The sequence below is a fragment of the Streptomyces sp. NPDC005574 genome (genome assembly GCF_040605435.1).
Classification (GTDB): Bacteria; Actinomycetota; Actinomycetes; order Streptomycetales; family Streptomycetaceae; genus Streptomyces.
This window is the reverse complement of record NZ_JBEXCW010000032.1, coordinates 25,715-43,868: the sequence shown is the minus strand read 5'-3', so window position 1 is coordinate 43,868 and position 18,154 is coordinate 25,715. Positions and strand designations below refer to the sequence as shown.

Annotated in this window: 11 protein-coding genes; 4 read left to right on the top strand and 7 right to left on the bottom strand. The window is 71.6% G+C overall.

What is annotated here, in order from left to right; translation table 11 throughout:
- Window positions 1-24: 24 nt before the first annotated feature.
- The 4 genes from ABZT03_RS21550 to ABZT03_RS21535 are packed head-to-tail and all read right to left on the bottom strand — an operon-like array spanning window position 25 to window position 4,899.
- Window positions 25-1,404: an ADP-ribosylglycohydrolase family protein gene (locus ABZT03_RS21550; RefSeq protein ID WP_356041607.1), complete on the bottom strand. Its 1,380-nt coding sequence runs from the start codon at window positions 1,402-1,404 to the stop codon at window positions 25-27.
- Window positions 1,392-2,597 carry an ADP-ribosylglycohydrolase family protein gene (locus tag ABZT03_RS21545; RefSeq protein WP_356041606.1) on the bottom strand — a complete coding sequence of 402 codons (1,206 nt, stop codon included), beginning with the start codon at window positions 2,595-2,597 and terminating at the stop codon, window positions 1,392-1,394. Before ABZT03_RS21545 ends, ABZT03_RS21550 begins: the two co-directional genes overlap by 13 nt.
- Before the next feature lie 8 nt (window positions 2,598-2,605).
- Complete coding sequence (locus ABZT03_RS21540; protein ID WP_356041604.1) at window positions 2,606-3,721, bottom strand: ADP-ribosylglycohydrolase family protein; 1,116 nt, start codon at window positions 3,719-3,721, stop codon at window positions 2,606-2,608.
- Window positions 3,718-4,899, bottom strand: coding sequence for an ADP-ribosylglycohydrolase family protein (locus ABZT03_RS21535; RefSeq protein WP_356041603.1), 1,182 nt, complete (start codon window positions 4,897-4,899; stop codon window positions 3,718-3,720). Before ABZT03_RS21535 ends, ABZT03_RS21540 begins: the two co-directional genes overlap by 4 nt.
- Before the next feature lie 282 nt (window positions 4,900-5,181).
- Between ABZT03_RS21535 and ABZT03_RS21530 the strand changes: the two genes are divergently transcribed.
- From ABZT03_RS21530 to ABZT03_RS21520, 3 genes are all read left to right on the top strand, one after another.
- Window positions 5,182-5,913 carry a VIT1/CCC1 transporter family protein gene (locus ABZT03_RS21530; protein WP_356041602.1) on the top strand — a complete coding sequence of 244 codons (732 nt, stop codon included), beginning with the start codon at window positions 5,182-5,184 and terminating at the stop codon, window positions 5,911-5,913.
- 367 nt (window positions 5,914-6,280) lie between these two features.
- A complete protein-coding gene (gene gltB / locus ABZT03_RS21525; RefSeq protein ID WP_356041600.1) occupies window positions 6,281-10,894 on the top strand; it encodes a glutamate synthase large subunit in 4,614 nt (1,537 codons plus the stop codon).
- Window positions 10,887-12,350, top strand: a complete 1,464-nt coding sequence (locus ABZT03_RS21520) for a glutamate synthase subunit beta (protein WP_356041598.1) — start codon at window positions 10,887-10,889, stop codon at window positions 12,348-12,350. Before gltB ends, ABZT03_RS21520 begins: the two co-directional genes overlap by 8 nt.
- Window positions 12,351-12,461: 111 nt before the next feature.
- Here ABZT03_RS21520 and ABZT03_RS21515 read toward each other — a convergent pair whose 3' ends face one another.
- The 3 genes from ABZT03_RS21515 to ABZT03_RS21505 form a co-directional block, all read right to left on the bottom strand.
- Window positions 12,462-13,175: a calcium-binding protein gene (locus ABZT03_RS21515; RefSeq protein WP_356041597.1), complete on the bottom strand. Its 714-nt coding sequence runs from the start codon at window positions 13,173-13,175 to the stop codon at window positions 12,462-12,464.
- The gene (wecB, locus tag ABZT03_RS21510; protein ID WP_356041595.1) at window positions 13,172-14,338 is read right to left on the bottom strand and encodes a UDP-N-acetylglucosamine 2-epimerase (non-hydrolyzing); all 1,167 of its coding nucleotides are present in this window, start codon (window positions 14,336-14,338) and stop codon (window positions 13,172-13,174) included. Before wecB ends, ABZT03_RS21515 begins: the two co-directional genes overlap by 4 nt.
- 211 nt (window positions 14,339-14,549) lie before the next feature.
- Window positions 14,550-15,794, bottom strand: a complete 1,245-nt coding sequence (locus ABZT03_RS21505; RefSeq protein WP_356041593.1) for a glycosyltransferase family 2 protein — start codon at window positions 15,792-15,794, stop codon at window positions 14,550-14,552.
- 485 nt (window positions 15,795-16,279) lie between these two features.
- On the opposite strand from ABZT03_RS21505, the gene ABZT03_RS21500 reads away from it, so the two are divergent.
- Window positions 16,280-18,148, top strand: a complete 1,869-nt coding sequence (locus ABZT03_RS21500; protein WP_356041592.1) for a polysaccharide deacetylase family protein — start codon at window positions 16,280-16,282, stop codon at window positions 18,146-18,148.
- Window positions 18,149-18,154 lie beyond the last annotated feature (6 nt).

The following is an 18,154-nucleotide window of genomic DNA, read 5'->3' as shown; positions in this document are numbered from 1 at the left end:
TGCTGCCGGGCACGGCGAAGTGCGTCATGAGCGGGGTGCCTCCAGCGGGACGAGGGCGTGGGTGAGGTGGGCCAGCGTGTCGAAGCCGACGCCGTCGAAGTCGCCGACGCCGGTGGACAGGCGGTTCTTGAGGGGGGCCGTCCACCGGTCGGGCAGGGCGGCGGGGGCGCCGGCGAGGAGACCGGCGACGCTTCCGGCGGTGGCGCCGTTGGAGTCGGTGTCCCAGCCGCCGGACACGGCACGGCAGATTGAGCCGGTGAAGTCGCCGTCCGCGTGGGTGAGGGCGGCGGCGATCAGCGCGGTGTTGGGGACGGCGTGGACCCAGTGGTGGGTGGCCGCGTGGGTGGCGTGCAGTGCGTCGACCACGGCGTCGAAGTCCTCGTGGGCCGCGGCGGTCCGGACGGCGTGGCGGACGGCGCGGGCGAGCCGGGAGGCGGGCGGGACGACCGTCAGGCCGGTGCGCAGGCACGCGTGGACGTCGTGTTCTCCGGTGGTGGCGGCGGCGATCACGGCCGCCGTGAACATCGCCGCGTGCACACCGCTGCCGGTGTGCGTGAGGGTGGCGTCGCGGTGGGCCTGTTCCGCGGCGGCCGCCGGGTCACCGGGGTTGGTCCAGCCGTGGATGTCGGCGCGGATCAGGGCGCCGATCCACTCCCGGAACGGGTTGCGGTGGCGGGCCGTGTGCGGCGGCTCCAGGCCGCACAGCAGGTTGCGGTAGGCGACGCGTTCGGCGGTGAACGTGCGGCCGGCGGGGAGTTCACCGAGCCAGACGTCCGCCACGTCCGCGGTGCGGAAGCCGCGGCCGTGGCGTTGCAGCAGGAGCAGGTTCACCAGCGGGTAGTTGAGGTCGTCGTCCTCCGGCATGCCGTCGATGTTCTCGGCGAGGGAGGTGGACGCGGAACGGCGGTTCCACGGGTAGTCGCCCAGCAGCCGGGGCGGCACTCCGCGGGCCGTGAAGTACGTGGTCAGGGGCCAGTTGCCGGTGGCCGCGGCAAGTCGGCGGATGCCTTCCAGAGGGAGCTTCTCGACGGGTTTGCCCAGCAGGCAGCCGACCGCGCGGCCCAGCCAGGCGGCCTCCAGGCGCGGCGGGGAGGGAGGAGCGGACGGCCCGGCGGGCGGCGCCGGCCAGTCGGGGCACAGGGCCTTGATCGCCGGCAGGTCCGTCGGCTCACTGTCCGTCAACCCGCTCGGCAGATCGCCGAGTTCGTCGAGCAGATCCTCCGCGAGCAGCCGCAGGTACCGGGACACCGGATGCGGTGACGCGCCCGCCCGCAGCGGGGCCTCGCCGCCGCCGGCCGCCCGCCAGCGCGCCGCGATCGCCGAGGGTTCACGGCCGTCCAGTGCCGCCTGACGCAGTTCGTGGCCCAGCAGGTCCTCCGGCTGGACCCAGGTCAGTCGGAGCATCGCGTGCCTCCCGTCCCGTGGTCGGCCCGCCGCTTGCCGCCGAGCGCGGCGAACGCCGCCTCGTGGGCGCGGCGGCGGCCCGTGTCGCGGTCGAAGATCTCCCGGGTGACCTCGGTGAGTGTCCTGGCCGGCTGCCACAGGTCCAGCCGGCTGGCGTCCGCGACCGTCGTGGCCCACTCCTTGGGGACCGGTGAGCCCAGGGCGCCGGCGAGCGCGCCCGCCATCGTGGCGATCGAGTCGCAGTCGCGACCGTAGTTGACGGCGCCCAGGACCGCGTGCCGGTAGTCGCCGCGCGCGACCAGCAACATGCCCAGCGCCACCGGGAGTTCCTCGATGGTGTGCAGACGGGAGGGGCGGCGGGCGGCCAGGGAGGGCGCGCGGTAGTCGGGGCCCACCGTGTCGTAGGGGGCCACCGCGCGGCGCAGCGGTGCGAGCGCGGACTCGAAGTCGGTGTACCGGCCAGCCACTTCGCAGACCTTCTCGATCGCCGTCCGGGTGCCGTCCTTCGCCAGCTCCAGACACGCGGTCACCACCGAGTCGGGGCCGGCGCCGGGCGTGCTCGCCGCGGCCACCGCCGCCGCGAACACGGCCGCCGCCTCACGGCCGTACGACGACTGGTGCGCACCGGCGACGTCCAGTGCCTCGGCGTACGCACCCGCCGGATGGGCCGCGTTGACCAGTCCGACCGGTGCCATGTACATCGCCGCACCGCAGTTGACGATGTTGCCGGCGCCGGCCTCTCGGGGGTCGGCGTGCCCGTAGTGGAGCCGGGCCACCAGCCACTTCTCCGCCAGGAAGATCCGGTGCAGCGGGAGCGCCTCCGCCTCCAGTTCGGGGATCCAGCGGGGTGTGGTCATCAGGTCGGGCACCAGGTGGTCGGCGATCGCGTACGCGTCCAGGTGGTCGCGGACGCGGGCGTAGACCCGCACCAGCGCGTGGGTCATCAGGGTGTCGTCGGTGACGTGGCCGTCGCCCTTGTGATACGGCGCGACGGGCCGGGCCGTGCGCCAGGCGTCGCCGTTCCAGGGGCCGACCACGCCGTGGACGCGGCCGCCGTGCCGTTCCAGGATCTGCTCGGGGGAGTAGCCCTCGACGGGACCGCCCAGCGCGTCGCCGACGGCGGCTCCGACGAGTGCTCCGGTGATCCGCTCCTCCAGGCTGTCCGCCCGGGTTTCTTCGCTTTTGAGCGTCATGGCCGGAATCATCCTCCTGGTGTGGCCGGTTGCGTGGCTTCCAGGAGTCCGGCGAGTTCCACCAGGTCCGTTCCGGTGAGCCGGGGGAGGGCGCACCCCGAGAGGGTGCGGCAGGTGTCCCGCCAGGACGCCGGGAGCGACTCGCCGCCGCCGAGCGCGCCGGTCAGGGCGCCCGCCAGCGCCGGGGCGGAGTCCGCGACCCGGGACAGACAGGCGGCCGCGGGGACCGCCTCCGCGATCCGGCCGCCGGCCGCGACGGCCAGGGCCAGGGCGACCGGGACGGTCTCGGCGGCGGCGATGCCGTAGCTGTAGACGTGGTCGACGATGGTGTGCTCCAGCAGGGGCACCGCGGCGAAGGCGCTGTCCGCGCCGAGTGCCAGCTTCAGGGCCTCGCGGGCGTTGCGTCCGATCTCCGTCCCCTCGGGCAGCTCGCTGAGGGCCGCCGCCACGCACTCCTCCACCTCCGCCCCGGCGAGGGCGCGGGCGAGGGCGGCGGCCATCGCCCGCGCGCCGTGCACCCCGTCGCCGTCCTGGGTGTAGCGGGCGTCGAACTCGGCGAGTTCGGCGGCGAGTCGGGGATCGCCCGGGTGGGCGACGGCGAGGACGCAGGCGCGTACGCAGGCCGCGTCGTCGAAGTAGTGCGGGTTGTCGTGGCCGGTGGCGGGCGGGCGCAGACCGGTGGCGAGGTTGCCGAGGCCGGCCCGCACGGAGATGCGGGCGCGCATCGGCAGGACCGCCGACTCGATCTCGGGGGCGCGTTCGGCCGCCGCGGCGACCTCGCTGGCCAGGGCGTTCCAGGTCAGGTCGATCGCGGCGCGGGTCCTGCGCTCGCGGCTCAGGTCCGCGAGGACGCAGTCGTTGCCGGCCAGCAGCAGGGCCTCGGCGGCGAACACCGCCCACTCGGCGTCGTCGGAGGGGCCGAGGCGCAGCGGCTCCGGCGGCTGGTTCAGCGCGATGGGCACGGGCAGTGTGGTCGTCGCGTTCTGCTCCGCGAAGGTGTCGAGTTCCCGGGTGAGGCGGCGGGTCCACTCGGGCATCCGCGCGGCCCGGTGCCGTGCGGCGGGCCAGCCGGCCGCGTCGCCCGCCGCGAGCCCCAGCAGGAGCCCTTCGACGCGCCGCGTCACGACTGCGCCTCGGCGTCGTCCGCGGTCAGCACGTAGGCGGCCGGGTCGGGCGGCGGCCACGCGTCCCGCCGCACGAGTTCCTCCTGCCGTACGCGCTCCCCGGGCCTGGCCGGACGCTCACGGCCTGCGGCCTCGGGGGTGGCCGCGCTCGTGTTCGCGCCCCACTTGGCGCTCTCGTCGGGGGTGAGGAGTTCGGCGACGTCCAGGATGTGGTGGCCGGTCATGGAGGGCAGGCAGCTGCCGCGGGTCGGGCCGATGGCGGCGGCCCAGTCCGCGGGGATCGCCGCGAAGCCCTGGGTCGCGCCGGCCAGGGCGCCCGCCACCGCCGCCGTGGTGTCGGCGTCGCGCCCCATGTTCACCGCGGTCAGGACGGCCTCCCGGAAGTCCCCGTCGGCGGCGGCGTACGCGCCGAAGGCGAGGGCGACGGCCTCCGGGGCCAGGTCGGTCCAGGGGTAGCCGCCGATCACCACGGCGGAGCGGACCGCGCGTTCGCCGAGGTGGGCTACCGCCACGGCCCGGCGCAGTGAGCGGGCCGTCCACGAGTCGTCGGGGACGACCGCGAGGGCCGAGGCCACCACCGCCACGGTCGGTGCGCCCGCCATGGCCGCCGCGACGCCCGCGGCGACCGCCTGCCCGCCGTAGATGCCCTCGCCCTCGTGGCTCACCGATCCGTCGATGGCCACCAGCCGGGCGGCCTCGGCGGGGCGGCCGGCCGCGAACACGCCGAAGGGCGCGGCCCGCATGGCCAGGCCGTCGCTCCAGGCGTGCCGGTGCTGGGCCGAGATGGGGGCGGCGAGGCCGCGGCGCAGGTTCTCCAGCGTGCCGCGCTCGCTGAAGCCCGCGCCCCTGAAGCGGCCCTCGTCGCGGTCGGCGATCCACTGGTGCCAGGCCGACTCGACGTGGGCGGTGGTCAGCGCGGAGCCGTGCCGGGCCAGCAGGAGGCCGGAGAAGATCGCGTACTCGGTGTCGTCGGTGCCCGCCGGGTGCTCGGCGACGTACCCGGTGATACGGCCCCAGCGGGCGCGGATCTCGGAGGGCTTCAGGTTCTCCGCCGGTGCTCCGAGGGCGTCCCCGACGGCGAGGCCGAGCAGCGCGCCGCGGGCCCGCTCGCGGAGGCCGGCGGCGTTCCCGGGGGGCCCGAGCGGGGAACCGGAGGGAATGCAGGCGATCGATGCCATACGCGGCGTCTCCTCTCAAGGGCGCCTGTGCAGGCGTCTCAAGAATGTGGACCCCCTTGCGGAACTGTCCCCGGTGCGGTGTTCGCCGCAGCCTCGCGCGCCCCGGTTCACCCGGTCGACATCTGTGCGGGCTCTCCATCGGATGAGCGCAGCCGGGTAAAGCCGCAGGTTAGCCGAGCCTTTCCTTGCTGGCGGGAAGGAATGGCGAGGCGTAGGTTGAGTGTTGTAAAAATGTAGAACTCGTCCAAACTTAGCTTTGCCTAAGCTTTTCTGGGGGACCGGATGGCCATCATCGAGACCGAAGCCGCGCTGCACGAGGCGCACCGCGACAACCACACCCACCGCGACGTGACCGGCGGCTGGCTGCGCCCCGCCGTCTTCGGCGCGATGGACGGCCTGGTCTCCAACCTCGCTCTGATGACGGGTGTCGCGGGCGGCTCGGTCGGCCACCAGACCCTGGTCATCACCGGGCTCGCGGGCCTGGCCGCCGGCGCCTTCTCGATGGCCGCCGGCGAGTACACCTCCGTGGCCTCCCAGCGTGAACTGGTCGAGGCCGAACTGGACGTGGAGCGGCGGGAGCTGAAGAGGCACCCCAAGGACGAGGAGGCCGAACTCGCCGCGCTCTACGCGGCGCGCGGTGTGGAGCCGGCGCTCGCCCGCGAAGTGGCCCGGCAGCTGTCGCAGGACCCGGAGCAGGCCCTGGAGATCCACGCGCGCGAGGAGCTCGGCATCGACCCGGGCGACCTGCCCTCTCCGCTGGTCGCCGCCGTGTCCTCGTTCGGTGCCTTCGCGCTGGGCGCGCTGCTCCCGGTGCTGCCGTACCTGCTGGGCGCGACCGCGCTGTGGCCCGCCGTGCTGCTGGCGCTGTTCGGACTGTTCGCCTGCGGTGCCGTGGTGGCCAGGGTGACCGCGCGCAGCTGGTGGTTCAGCGGGCTGCGGCAGCTCGCCCTCGGCGGTGCGGCGGCCGGTGTGACGTACGCCCTCGGTGGCCTGTTCGGAACCGCCGTAGGATAGCTCGGCCGGGACTTATGCGTTGGGCCGCATAAGTAGCCGTTACTCGCGGGTTTCGAACGGTTAACCACCGGGCATGAGCCGTAAGCACTGTGGGCAATGAGGCCTGCCGCGCATCCGCGGGACGGGCGACGACGTCTTTCCTGCCCACGGTCCGAAGGACATCGATCTGTCCCTGTCGGTCCCCATAGCTTCCACCGCCGGGCGCGGTACCCCCGCCACGCACCCGCGGTGTCCGCATGTTGGAACGGAGTATCCGGTTCCCGAGAACCGCTCCATCATGTAACCTGCACGAAATTTTGCACTCACGCAGAGGGCCAACGTCGTCCCTCGGCACATGCATATGCCAGAGACGACGACGGGAGAGCCGATGCGTACGCCGCGCCAGCCGTCCCAGCACTCCGAGAATGGCCAGAAGTGGTCCTTCATGGATGCTCGCCCTGCCGCGCAGGGTATGTACGACCCCCGCAACGAGCACGACGCCTGCGGCGTCGGCTTCGTGGCCACCCTCACCGGCGAGGCGAGCCACGCGCTGGTCGAGCAGGCGCTCACGGTGCTGCGCAACCTGGAGCACCGCGGTGCCACCGGTTCCGAGCCCGACTCGGGTGACGGCGCGGGGATCCTGTCCCAGGTGCCCGACGCGTTCTTCCGCGAGGTGGCCGGATTCGAGCTGCCCGCGCCCGGCGGCTATGCCGTCGGCATAGCCTTCCTGCCCGAGGACGGCCTCGACGCGTCCGTCTCACGCATCGAGACGATCGCCGCCGACGAGGGCCTCACCGTCCTCGGCTGGCGCGACGTCCCGGTCGCGCCCGGACTGCTCGGCGCCACCGCCCGCTCGACGATGCCCGCCTTCCGCCAGGTCTTCGTCGCCGACGCGGCCGCGTCGCCCGCCACGGGCATCGCCCTCGACCGCAAGGCGTTCGTGCTGCGCAAGCGCGCCGAGCGCGAGGCCGGCGTCTACTTCCCGTCGCTGTCCGCGCGGACCATCGTCTACAAGGGCATGCTGACCACCGGTCAGCTCGAACCCTTCTTCCCGGACCTGTCCGACCGCCGCTTCGCCTCCGCCATCGCGCTCGTCCACTCGCGTTTCTCGACGAACACCTTCCCGTCCTGGCCGCTCGCACACCCGTACCGTTTCGTCGCGCACAACGGCGAGATCAACACGGTCAAGGGCAACCGCAACTGGATGGCGGCCCGCGAGTCCCAGATCGTCTCCGACCTGTTCGGCGACCAGGAGAAGATCGAGCGGATCTTCCCGATCTGTACGCCCGACGCCTCCGACTCGGCGTCCTTCGACGAGGTGCTCGAACTCCTGCACCTGGGCGGCCGTTCGCTGCCGCACTCCGTGCTGATGATGATCCCGGAGGCGTGGGAGAACCACGCGTCCATGGAGTCGGCCCGCCGCGCCTTCTACCAGTTCCACTCCACGATGATGGAGCCCTGGGACGGCCCGGCCTGCGTCACCTTCACCGACGGCACCCAGGTCGGCGCCGTGCTCGACCGCAACGGCCTGCGCCCCGGCCGCTACTGGGTCACCGACGAGGGCCTGGTCGTCCTCGGCTCCGAGGTCGGCGTCCTCGACATCGACCCCGCGAAGGTCGTCCGCAAGGGCCGCCTGCAGCCCGGCCGGATGTTCCTGGTCGACACCGCCGAGCACCGCATCATCGAGGACGACGAGATCAAGGCCGGCCTCGCCGACGACAAGCCCTACGCGGAGTGGCTGGAGGCCGGCGAGATCGAGCTCTCCGACCTGCCCGAGCGTGAGCACATCGTCCACACCCACGCCTCGGTCACCCGCCGTCAGCAGACCTTCGGCTACACCGAGGAAGAGCTGCGCATCCTCGTCGCCCCGATGGCGAAGACCGCCGCCGAGCCGATCGGCTCCATGGGCACCGACTCGCCCATCGCCGCGCTGTCCGAGCGCCCCCGGCTCCTCTTCGACTACTTCACCCAGCTGTTCGCGCAGGTCACCAACCCGCCGCTGGACGCCATCCGCGAGGAACTCGTCACCTCGCTGCGCTCCTCGCTCGGCCCGCAGGGCAACCTGCTCGACCCGACCGCCGCGTCCTGCCGCACCGTCGTGCTGCCCTTCCCGGTCATCGACAACGACGAGCTGGCCAAGCTCATCCATGTCAACGCCGACGGCGACATGCCGGGCTTCAAGGCCGCGACCCTCTCGGGCCTCTACCGCGTCTCGGGCGGCGGCGAGACCCTCGCCGCCCGCATCGACGAGATCTGCGCCGAGGCCGACGCCGCCATCGACAACGGCGCCCGGCTGATCGTCCTCTCCGACCGCCACTCCGACGCCGAGCACGCGCCGATCCCCTCGCTGCTGCTCACCGCGGCCGTCCACCACCACCTCATCCGCACCAAGCAGCGCACCCAGGTGGGCCTGCTGGTCGAGGCCGGTGACGTGCGCGAGGTCCACCACGTGGCCCTGCTGATCGGCTTCGGCGCCGCCGCGGTCAACCCCTACCTGGCGATGGAGTCGGTCGAGGACCTGGTCCGCGCCGGCACCTTCCTGCCCGGGATCGAGCCCGAACAGGCCATCCGCAACCTGATCTACGCGCTCGGCAAGGGCGTCCTGAAGGTCATGTCCAAGATGGGCATCTCGACGGTCGCCTCCTACCGCGGCGCCCAGGTCTTCGAGGCCGTCGGCCTGGACGACGCGTTCGTCGCCCGCTACTTCAGCGGCACGGCCACCAAGATCGGCGGCGTCGGCATCGACGTCATCGCCAAGGAGGTCGCCGCCCGCCACGCGAAGGCGTACCCGGTCAGCGGCATCGCGCCCGCGCACCGCGCCCTCGACATAGGCGGCGAGTACCAGTGGCGCCGCGAGGGCGAGCCGCACCTGTTCGACCCGGAGACGGTCTTCCGCCTCCAGCACTCGACCCGCGCCAACCGCTACGACATCTTCAAGAAGTACACGGACCGGGTGAACGAGCAGTCCGAGCGCCTGATGACGCTGCGCGGCCTGTTCGGCTTCAAGTCCGGCGTCGAGGGCCGACAGCCGATCTCCGTGGACGAGGTCGAGCCGGTCAGCGAGATCGTCAAGCGCTTCTCCACCGGCGCCATGTCGTACGGCTCCATCTCCAAGGAGGCGCACGAAACCCTCGCCATCGCCATGAACCAGCTGGGCGGCAAGTCCAACACCGGTGAGGGCGGCGAGGACCCGGACCGCCTGTACGACCCGGCGCGCCGCTCCAGCATCAAGCAGGTCGCCTCCGGCCGCTTCGGTGTGACCTCCGAGTACCTGGTCAACGCGGACGACATCCAGATCAAGATGGCCCAGGGCGCCAAGCCCGGCGAGGGCGGCCAGCTGCCCGGCCACAAGGTCTACCCGTGGGTCGCCAGGACCCGGCACAGCACCCCCGGTGTCGGCCTGATCTCCCCGCCGCCGCACCACGACATCTACTCCATCGAGGATCTCGCCCAGCTGATCCACGACCTCAAGAACGCGAACCCGCAGGCGCGCATCCACGTCAAGCTGGTCTCCGAGGTCGGTGTCGGCACGGTCGCCGCGGGTGTCTCCAAGGCGCACGCGGACGTCGTCCTCATCTCCGGCCACGACGGCGGCACGGGCGCCTCCCCGCTGACCTCGCTGAAGCACGCGGGCGGCCCCTGGGAGCTCGGTCTCGCCGAGACCCAGCAGACGCTGCTGCTCAACGGCCTGCGCGACCGGATCGTCGTCCAGACCGACGGACAGCTCAAGACCGGCCGGGACGTGGTCATCGCCGCGCTGCTGGGCGCCGAGGAGTTCGGTTTCGCGACCGCGCCGCTCGTCGTCTCCGGCTGCGTCATGATGCGCGTCTGCCACCTGGACACCTGCCCGGTCGGCATCGCCACCCAGAACCCGGTCCTGCGCGACCGGTTCGCGGGCAAGGCCGAGTACATCGTGAACTTCTTCCGCTTCATCGCCGAAGAGGTCCGCGAGATCCTCGCCGAGCTGGGCTTCCGCACCATCGAGGAGGCCGTCGGCCACGCCGAGGCGCTCGATGTGACCCGCGCCGTCAACCACTGGAAGGCGCAGGGCCTGAACCTGGCCCCCCTCTTCCACGTGCCCGACCTGCCCGAGGGCGCTGCCCTGCACCGGGTCGTCTCGCAGGACCACGGCCTGGAGAAGGCGCTCGACAACGAGCTGATCAAGCTCGCCGCCGACGCCCTCGCCGCGGACTCGCAGGCTGACGCCCAGCCGGTGCGCGCCCAGGTCGCGATCCGCAACATCAACCGCACGGTCGGCACCATGCTCGGCCACGAGGTGACGAAGAAGTTCGGCGGTGCGGGCCTGCCCGAGGACACCATCGACATCACCTTCACCGGCAGCGCGGGCCAGTCCTTCGGCGCCTTCCTGCCGCGCGGTGTCACCCTGCGCCTGGAGGGCGACGCCAACGACTACGTCGGCAAGGGCCTCTCCGGCGGCCGGGTGATCGTCCGTCCCGACCGGGGCGCCGACCACCTCGCCGAGTACTCGACGATCGCCGGCAACACCATCGCCTACGGCGCCACCGGCGGCGAGCTGTTCCTGCGCGGCCGTACCGGCGAACGCTTCTGCGTCCGCAACTCCGGTGCGACGGTCGTCTCCGAGGGCGTGGGCGACCACGGCTGCGAGTACATGACCGGCGGTCACGCGGTCGTCCTCGGCGAGACGGGCCGCAACTTCGCGGCCGGCATGTCCGGTGGCGTCGCCTACGTCATCGACCTGAACCGCGACCACGTCAACGTCGGCAACGCCGACGCCGTCGAGGAGCTGGACGACACCGACAAGCAGTGGCTGCACGACGTGGTGCGCCGGCACGCCGAGGACACCGGTTCGACGGTCGCCGAGAAGCTGCTCGCCGAGTGGACCGTGTCCGTGGAGCGATTCAGCAAGATCATCCCCCGCACGTACAAGGCAGTGCTCGCCGCCAAGGACGCCGCCGAGCGAGCCGGTCTCTCCGAGACCGAGATCACCGAGAAGATGATGGAGGCGGCGACCAATGGCTGATCCCAAGGGCTTTCTCAACCACGGGCGCGAGGTCGCCAGGTCCCGCCCGGTGGACGTGCGTCTCAAGGACTGGAACGAGGTCTACGTCCCCGGCTCGCTGCTGCCGATCATCAGCAAGCAGGCCAGCCGCTGCATGGACTGCGGCATCCCGTTCTGCCACAACGGCTGTCCGCTCGGGAACCTGATCCCCGAGTGGAACGACTACGCCTACCGCGAGGACTGGGCGGCCGCCTCGGAGCGCCTGCACGCCACGAACAACTTCCCGGAGTTCACGGGCCGGCTGTGCCCCGCTCCCTGCGAGTCGGCGTGTGTGCTCGGCATCAACCAGCCGCCGGTCACCATCAAGAACGTCGAGGTCTCGATCATCGACAAGGCGTGGGAGACCGGTGACGTCGCCGCGCAGGCCCCCGAGCGCCTGTCCGGCAAGACCGTCGCCGTGATCGGCTCGGGCCCGGCGGGTCTCGCCGCCGCCCAGCAGCTCACGCGGGCCGGTCACACCGTCGCCGTCTACGAGCGCGCGGACCGCATCGGGGGTCTGCTCCGGTACGGCATCCCCGAGTTCAAGATGGAGAAGCGGCACATCAACCGCCGCATCGAGCAGATGCGCGCGGAGGGCACCCGCTTCCGCACGGGCATCGAGATCGGCCGCGACCTCAAGGCGACCGACCTGAAGAAGCGCTACGACGCGATCGTCATCGCCGCCGGCGCGACGACCGCCCGTGACCTCCCGGTCCCCGGCCGCGAACTCAAGGGCATCCACCAGGCCATGGAGTACCTGCCGCTGGCCAACAAGGTGCAGGAGGGCGACTTCGTGGCGCCCCCGATCTCGGCCGAGGGCAAGCACGTCGTGGTCATCGGCGGCGGCGACACCGGCGCCGACTGCGTGGGCACCGCCCACCGCCAGGGCGCCGCCTCCGTCACGCAGCTGGAGATCATGCCCCGCCCGGGCGAGGAGCGGAACCCGGTCGCCCAGCCCTGGCCGACCTTCCCGATGCTCTACAAGGTGACCAGCGCCCACGAGGAGGGCGGCGAGCGGGTGTACTCCGTCTCGACCACCCACTTCGAGGGCGACGAGGACGGCAACGTCCAGTGGCTGCACCTCAGCGAGGTCGAGTTCGTCGAGGGCCGGCTGACCCCGAAGCCGGGCACGGAGCGCAAGATCCCCGCCCAGCTGGTCACCCTCGCCATGGGCTTCACCGGCACCGACCGCGACAACGGCCTGGTGGACCAGTTCGGCCTGGAGCTCGACGAGCGCGGCAACATCGCGCGCGACGCCGACTTCCGAACCAGCGTGCCGGGCGTGTACGTCGCCGGTGACGCCGGCCGCGGCCAGTCGCTCATCGTCTGGGCGATCGCCGAGGGCCGTTCGGCGGCGCGCGGCGTGGACCGCTTCCTGACCGGCGCCAGCGAACTGCCGGCCCCCATCCGTCCGACGGACCGTTCACTGATGGTCTGACGGTTTCCGAGGCACCGCCTCGGTGGACGTCCCGTACAACGGCGTACGGAACATCTAGACGGCGCCCGCCCCTGTCCCCGACCGGACAACGGGGCGGGCGCCGCCGCGCGTTCACCCTTCCTGCTCCGCCCTCAGACCCTCGAACCGTACGGCGGCGTCCTCGCTGTAGGCCCCCACCCGGCCCCCCGTGTACGGCCGTTCGGCGTCGTCGTAGGTCACCAGCCGCTCACCGCCCACCCGTACGACCAGTCGCGCGCCGCGCTGTTCCACCCGCACGTCGTACCAGTCGCCCACCGGGTAGGTCCGCCGTCCCGTCGCCAGAAAGCGCTGGCCGCCCGGATAGGCGGGGTCGCGTTTGCCGAGTTCCCAGCCGTTGGGCTTCAGTGTGACGTAGTAGAAGTGCGCGGGGTCGGTGTACGCCCACACCAGCCACGGCACCTCCCACGGGTTCGGGTCCGGGTCGCGCAGCTGCCGGACGGTCCGCATCCGCGCCTCGAAGCGCATGTCCCCGTAGGCTGCGGTGCTCACCACCAGGCCCGCGTGCGTGGTGCCGGGGTCCTCGGCGGGCTTCGGCGACAGGGACAGGCTGTCGTCGTCGCCGACGTTGGTGCCGTGCCCGTTGAACACCGACAGCCAGCGGCCGTGCGTGGAGCCGTCCGCCCAGGGGGCGGGCGGCGGCGCGTCGTCCGCCTGGCACCGGCTCAGCGTGACGGCCAGGACGGCGCCCAGCGCGAGAACGAGTGCCGCGGCGGCCAGGGCCCGGCCCCCGCGCCCCGGCGGACCCGCGGGGGCGCGCCGCGGCGGGCGCAGGGGCGGCGGTGTCATGCGGCCGAGTACGGCCCGGGAGAGGTCAGGGGGACCGGCACTTCGGCCGCGAAGTCCTCGGTCAGCCGGGCCAGTACCCGTGCGGCGGCCCGCCCGTCGCCGAACGGGTTGCCCGCGCACGCCATCCGCCGGTACGCGACGGGGTCGTCGAGCAGTTCCTCGGCGGCGCCGAGGATGACCTCGGGATCGGTGCCGACCAGCCGGGCCGCGCCGGCCTCGACGGCCTCCGGCCGTTCGGTGGTGGTGCGCAGCACCAGCGCCGGCTTGCTCAGGCTCGGCGCCTCCTCCTGGATGCCCCCGGAGTCGGTGAGGACGAGGTCGCACTCGGCCAGCGTGGCGGCGAAGTCCAGGTAGCCGAGCGGCTCGACCAGCGAGATGCCGTTCTGCCCCGCCAGTTCGGGCAGCAGGACGTCACGGACGGCTGGGCTCTTGTGCAGCGGCAGCACGATCTCCACGTCCCCGCGTCCGGCGAGTCCGCGCAGCGCCCGGCCCATGCCGCGCATCCGCTCGCCCTGGTTCTCCCGCCGGTGCAGGGTCACCAGGATCCGCCGGGCGCCGCTCGCGCGGAACGCCGAGGTGCCGGCGCCCTCGGCCAGCACCCACAGCAGGTTGTCGATCACCGTGTTTCCGGTGGTGAAGACCTGCTCGGGGCTGACGCCCTCGTCCGTCAGATGCCGGGCCGCGCGGGCGGTCGGGGCGAAGTGCCAGCGGGCGATGCGCGCGATCAGGCTGCGGTTGAGCTCCTCCGGGAAGGGGTTGTCGGGCACGCCGGTGCGCAGTCCGGCCTCGACGTGGGCGACCGGGATCCTCTCGTAGAACGCGGCCAGCGCGCCGGCCAGCGCGGTGGTGGTGTCGCCCTGCACCACGACGAGGTCCGGCCGCTGGTCGCGCATCACGTCGCCGAGGCTGCCCATGAGACGGGCGGTCAGGTCGGACAGCTGCTGTCGGTTGCGCATCACGTCGAGGGAGATCCGGACGTCGACACAGAGCAGCCCGAGCATCTGTTCGAGCATCTCGCGGTGCTGGCCGGTGGTGACGACGATCGGCTCGAACCGGTCCCCGCCGGCCATGGTCCGCGCCACCGGCGCCAGTTTGATCGCTTCCGGCCGGGTACCGAGCACCAGCATGGCACGTACGGGCACGGCTGACGGGTCTGCGGACATGGGTGTCCCCCTAGAACATGCGCGGTCGGGCGACCGCGCGAGGATGAAAGAGATACGAAGAGGAAGAAGAGAAAGGAGAGAAAGAAGAGAAGAGCGGGAGGAGGAGAACGGGATCGGCGAAAAGGAAAAGCGAAGCGGGTAAGGGGAGGCGACGGCGGAAAGGGACACCCCCGAGCCAGGGGTGAAAGGAGTTCCGGGCGGGCCCGTGTTCTCAGGTGCGCGCGGTCTTCAGCCAGGTCCGCTTTCCGGTGAGCGTCCGCCAGAACCCCCACCAGCCGGCGGCGAACCAGATGTAGCCGTAGAGGACGAAGACGTGTGCGAGCAGCACCGAGCGCAGGAGTCCCAGGTCCCGCTCCCGCTTGGCGTAGACGAAGCCGTAGGCGTAGGCGGTGGTGAACGACAGCAGGTACGGGCCCAGCAGCCACATGGGCGAGACCAGCGGGTGGCCCAGTCGCACGGAGGCCACGACGGTGGCGCCCAGGGCGACGAGGAACGACAGCGGCAGCAGCGAGGTGAGCAGGATGAGCACCGGGCTGGACAGGTGGTAGAGCAGGTCGAGTGCCGCCCGGGTGGGTACCTCCCGCAGGATGAGCGGCACGAGTCCGGCGGACTGCAGGTGGCCCTGGAACCAGCGGGAGCGCTGGCGGATCAGGCGCCGCAGGCTGAGCACGGCCTGCTGGGAGACCGCCGCGGTGGTGCAGTGCTGGTTGGTCCAGCCCTTGGCGATCAGCCGGACCCCGAGGTCGAGGTCCTCGGTGAGGCTGTCGCTCCACGGGCCGTCGCCGTCCAGTGTCTCGAGCGCCGACAGTCGCATGAACTGGCCGTTGCCGCCCATGCCCACGCTGCCGATGAAGCGGCGCGCGCTCTGGAAGACGTCGCCGTAGACCACGAACTCCATGTCCTGCATCCGGGCGAGCAACCCGAGACGGCGGTTGTACATGCGCACGCACACCTGGACGGCGCCCGTCCGCGGGTCGTCGAAGCAGGGGTCCACCGACTGCACGACGTGCGGGTCGAGGCGGCCGTCGGCGTCCACCACGCACAGGACCACGTCGGCGGGGTCACGGCCGTCGAGGAGACCCGACTCCCTGAGGTGGCGCACCCCGTCGTTGAGGGCGGCGCCCTTGCCCCGGCGGGCGTTCGGCGGGGAGCGCCGGTGCAGCCGGACCAGGTGCGGGTCGGCGGCCAGGGCTATCCGGGAGGTCCCGTCGTCCGAACCGTCGTCGATGACCAGTGCCATGAAATTCCCGGCGGGCAGCGAGGTGATCCGCGCGAGGCTTTCGGAAAGCACCTGTTCCTCGTTGAGGCAGGCCAGCAGGAATACGTAGAACCGTTCTCTCCGCTCCGTTCGGGAACGCCGGATTCTGCGCCGGGAGAGCATGAAAAGGCTCGTGTTGTAACAGCCGGCCATGACGATCAGCATGATGCTCGACCAGAGGAGCAGCTCAGCGATCATGACCGCTCCCGGTGCTGACCTGCATGTTCGCCCGGTCGTGGAGCGGGCGTCGGCGTAACCGCGCCCGGGCCAGCAGGATCAGGCACGCGGTCAGGCAGTAGAGCAGGAATCCGGCGCCTGCCGTTTCCTGTAAGACTTTGGCCAAAGGCAGTCCTGGTACTGCTTCCGGCGCGGCCATCGCCCCTGCCAGGGGCAGAAGTGCCCCCAGGGCGGGTCGTCCGTACATTGTCCCCCCACACTTTTCCTACGCGTCCCCAACGCGCGACAGTGAAGGTAGCAGACCTCCGGACCAACTCAGCAGAGCATCTGGAAAAAGGACAAGTGTGATCATCGGTCGGCTCATCATGGACCTTTCCCGGAGCCTGGTGAACCTTCCGGAATTCATCGGTCGTGCCGTTGACACGCTTCTTGATCGGCAAGAAGAATCAAGGGCTTCTTGCCAGAAAATGACTTTGCCGGCGCACGGCAAAGTGGGGGGAACACCTGTGAGACCAGCCAACCGTCCTCGGCGACGGAAATTCCCGAGATTCTCCATTCTGCTGCTGCTCGTCGCCGCCCTGCTGAGCGGTACCTTCCTGGCCACCGGCGCCCAGGCCGCGGGGCGCGGACACCGGCACACGGGGGAGGCCGCCGGCACCGCATCCGGAATGAACCGGATCGACCTCAGGGGCTGGGCGAGCGCGCAGCTGAAGGCCGACAGGACACGCCACGACCGGCCACGCACCCGGGCGGCCTCACCCACCACCCTGCTGAGCGCGGCCACGTCCCCGCTCGCCTCCGCGTCCGCGGTCGGCCGGCAGGCCGCCCTCCTGGCCCCGGCCGCCGTGGCCGCCGACGCCACCCCGAGCGCGCTGGTGCTCTACGACACGGCGGGCCCCTACGGGCAGCTGGGTGAGCTGTACGCGATGGCCACGGCCAACCTGGCGGGCCACTTCGGCACGGTGACCGCAAGGCCCGTGTCGCAGTACACCGCGGGCATGCTCGACCCGTACTCGGCCGTCATCTACATCGGCTCGACCTACTACTGCTGCGACGTCCCGGACGCGGTACCGGCCGCCTTCTACCAGGACGCGCTGACCACCACCAAGCCGGTGACCTGGATGGGCGCCAACATCTGGAACATGGCGAACGCCGTCGGAACGACCCGGTTCAGCCAGCAGTACGGCTGGGACCCGACGACGTCGTACTACCAGGACGGCGCGTCCGTCGGCACCGTCACACAGGTGTCGTACAAGGGCCAGACCCTCAGCCGGAAGATCCCGGCGGGACAGGACGGCGGCGTGCTGCGCCCCAACGTCCTGACCGGGCCCGGCTATCCGGCGGTCACCCGGCTCGCCGAGGGGCTGGACTCCTCCAGTGGACACACCTTCGGCTGGGCGGTGCGCTCCTCCAACCTCACCTACATCGGTGAGATCCCCTTCACCTACGTCTCCGAGAGCGACCGCGTCATCGCCCTGGAGGACCTCCTCTTCGACGCCCTCGCGCCGGCCACCGCCGAACGGCACCGCGCGGTCGTGCGGCTGGAGGACATCAGCCCCCACTCCGACCCCACCGAGCTGCGCACCATCGCCGACTACCTCTACGCGCAGCAGATCCCGTACGGCATCAACGTCATCCCGGTCTACACCGACCCCAAGGGCATCTACGACAACGGGGTTCCGCAGACGTCCACCCTCGCGCAGAAACCGCAGGTGGTGAGCGCGCTGAAGTACATGCTGGCCAAGGGCGCGGTCCTGATGGACCACGGCTACACCCACCAGTACGGCAGCACGGCCAACCCCTACAACGGCGTCACCGGGGACGACTTCGAGTTCTACCGCGCCCACCTGGACGCGTCGGACAACGTGGTCCACGACGGCCCGGTCGCCGGCGACTCCACCCTGTCGGCGCAGACCCGGGTCACCGCCGCGCTGACCGCGTTCACGGCCGCCGGCCTGCCCAGGCCCGCGCTGTGGACCACCCCGCACTACGCCGGATCGGCCGCCGACTACAAGGTGTTCAGCTCCAACTTCACCGCCCGCCTGGAGCGTTCGCTGTACTTCGCCGGAACGCTGAGCGGCACCGCCTCGGACCCCAACCGGTTCATCGGCCAGTTCTTCCCGTACGTGGTGCGTGATGTGTACGGGACCAAGGTGCTGCCCGAGAACATCGGCAACTACGAGCCGGAGGCGTACAACAACCATCCGCCGAGGCTGCCCGCCGACCTCGTCGCCTCCGCCAGGGCCAACCTCGCCGTCCGGGACGGCGTCGCCAGCTTCTTCTACCACCCGTACTTCCCCGTCCAGCCGCTGAAGGACACCATCGACGGCATCAAGGCACTCGGCTACACCTTCGTCAGCCCGACGGCCCTGTGAGGCCCG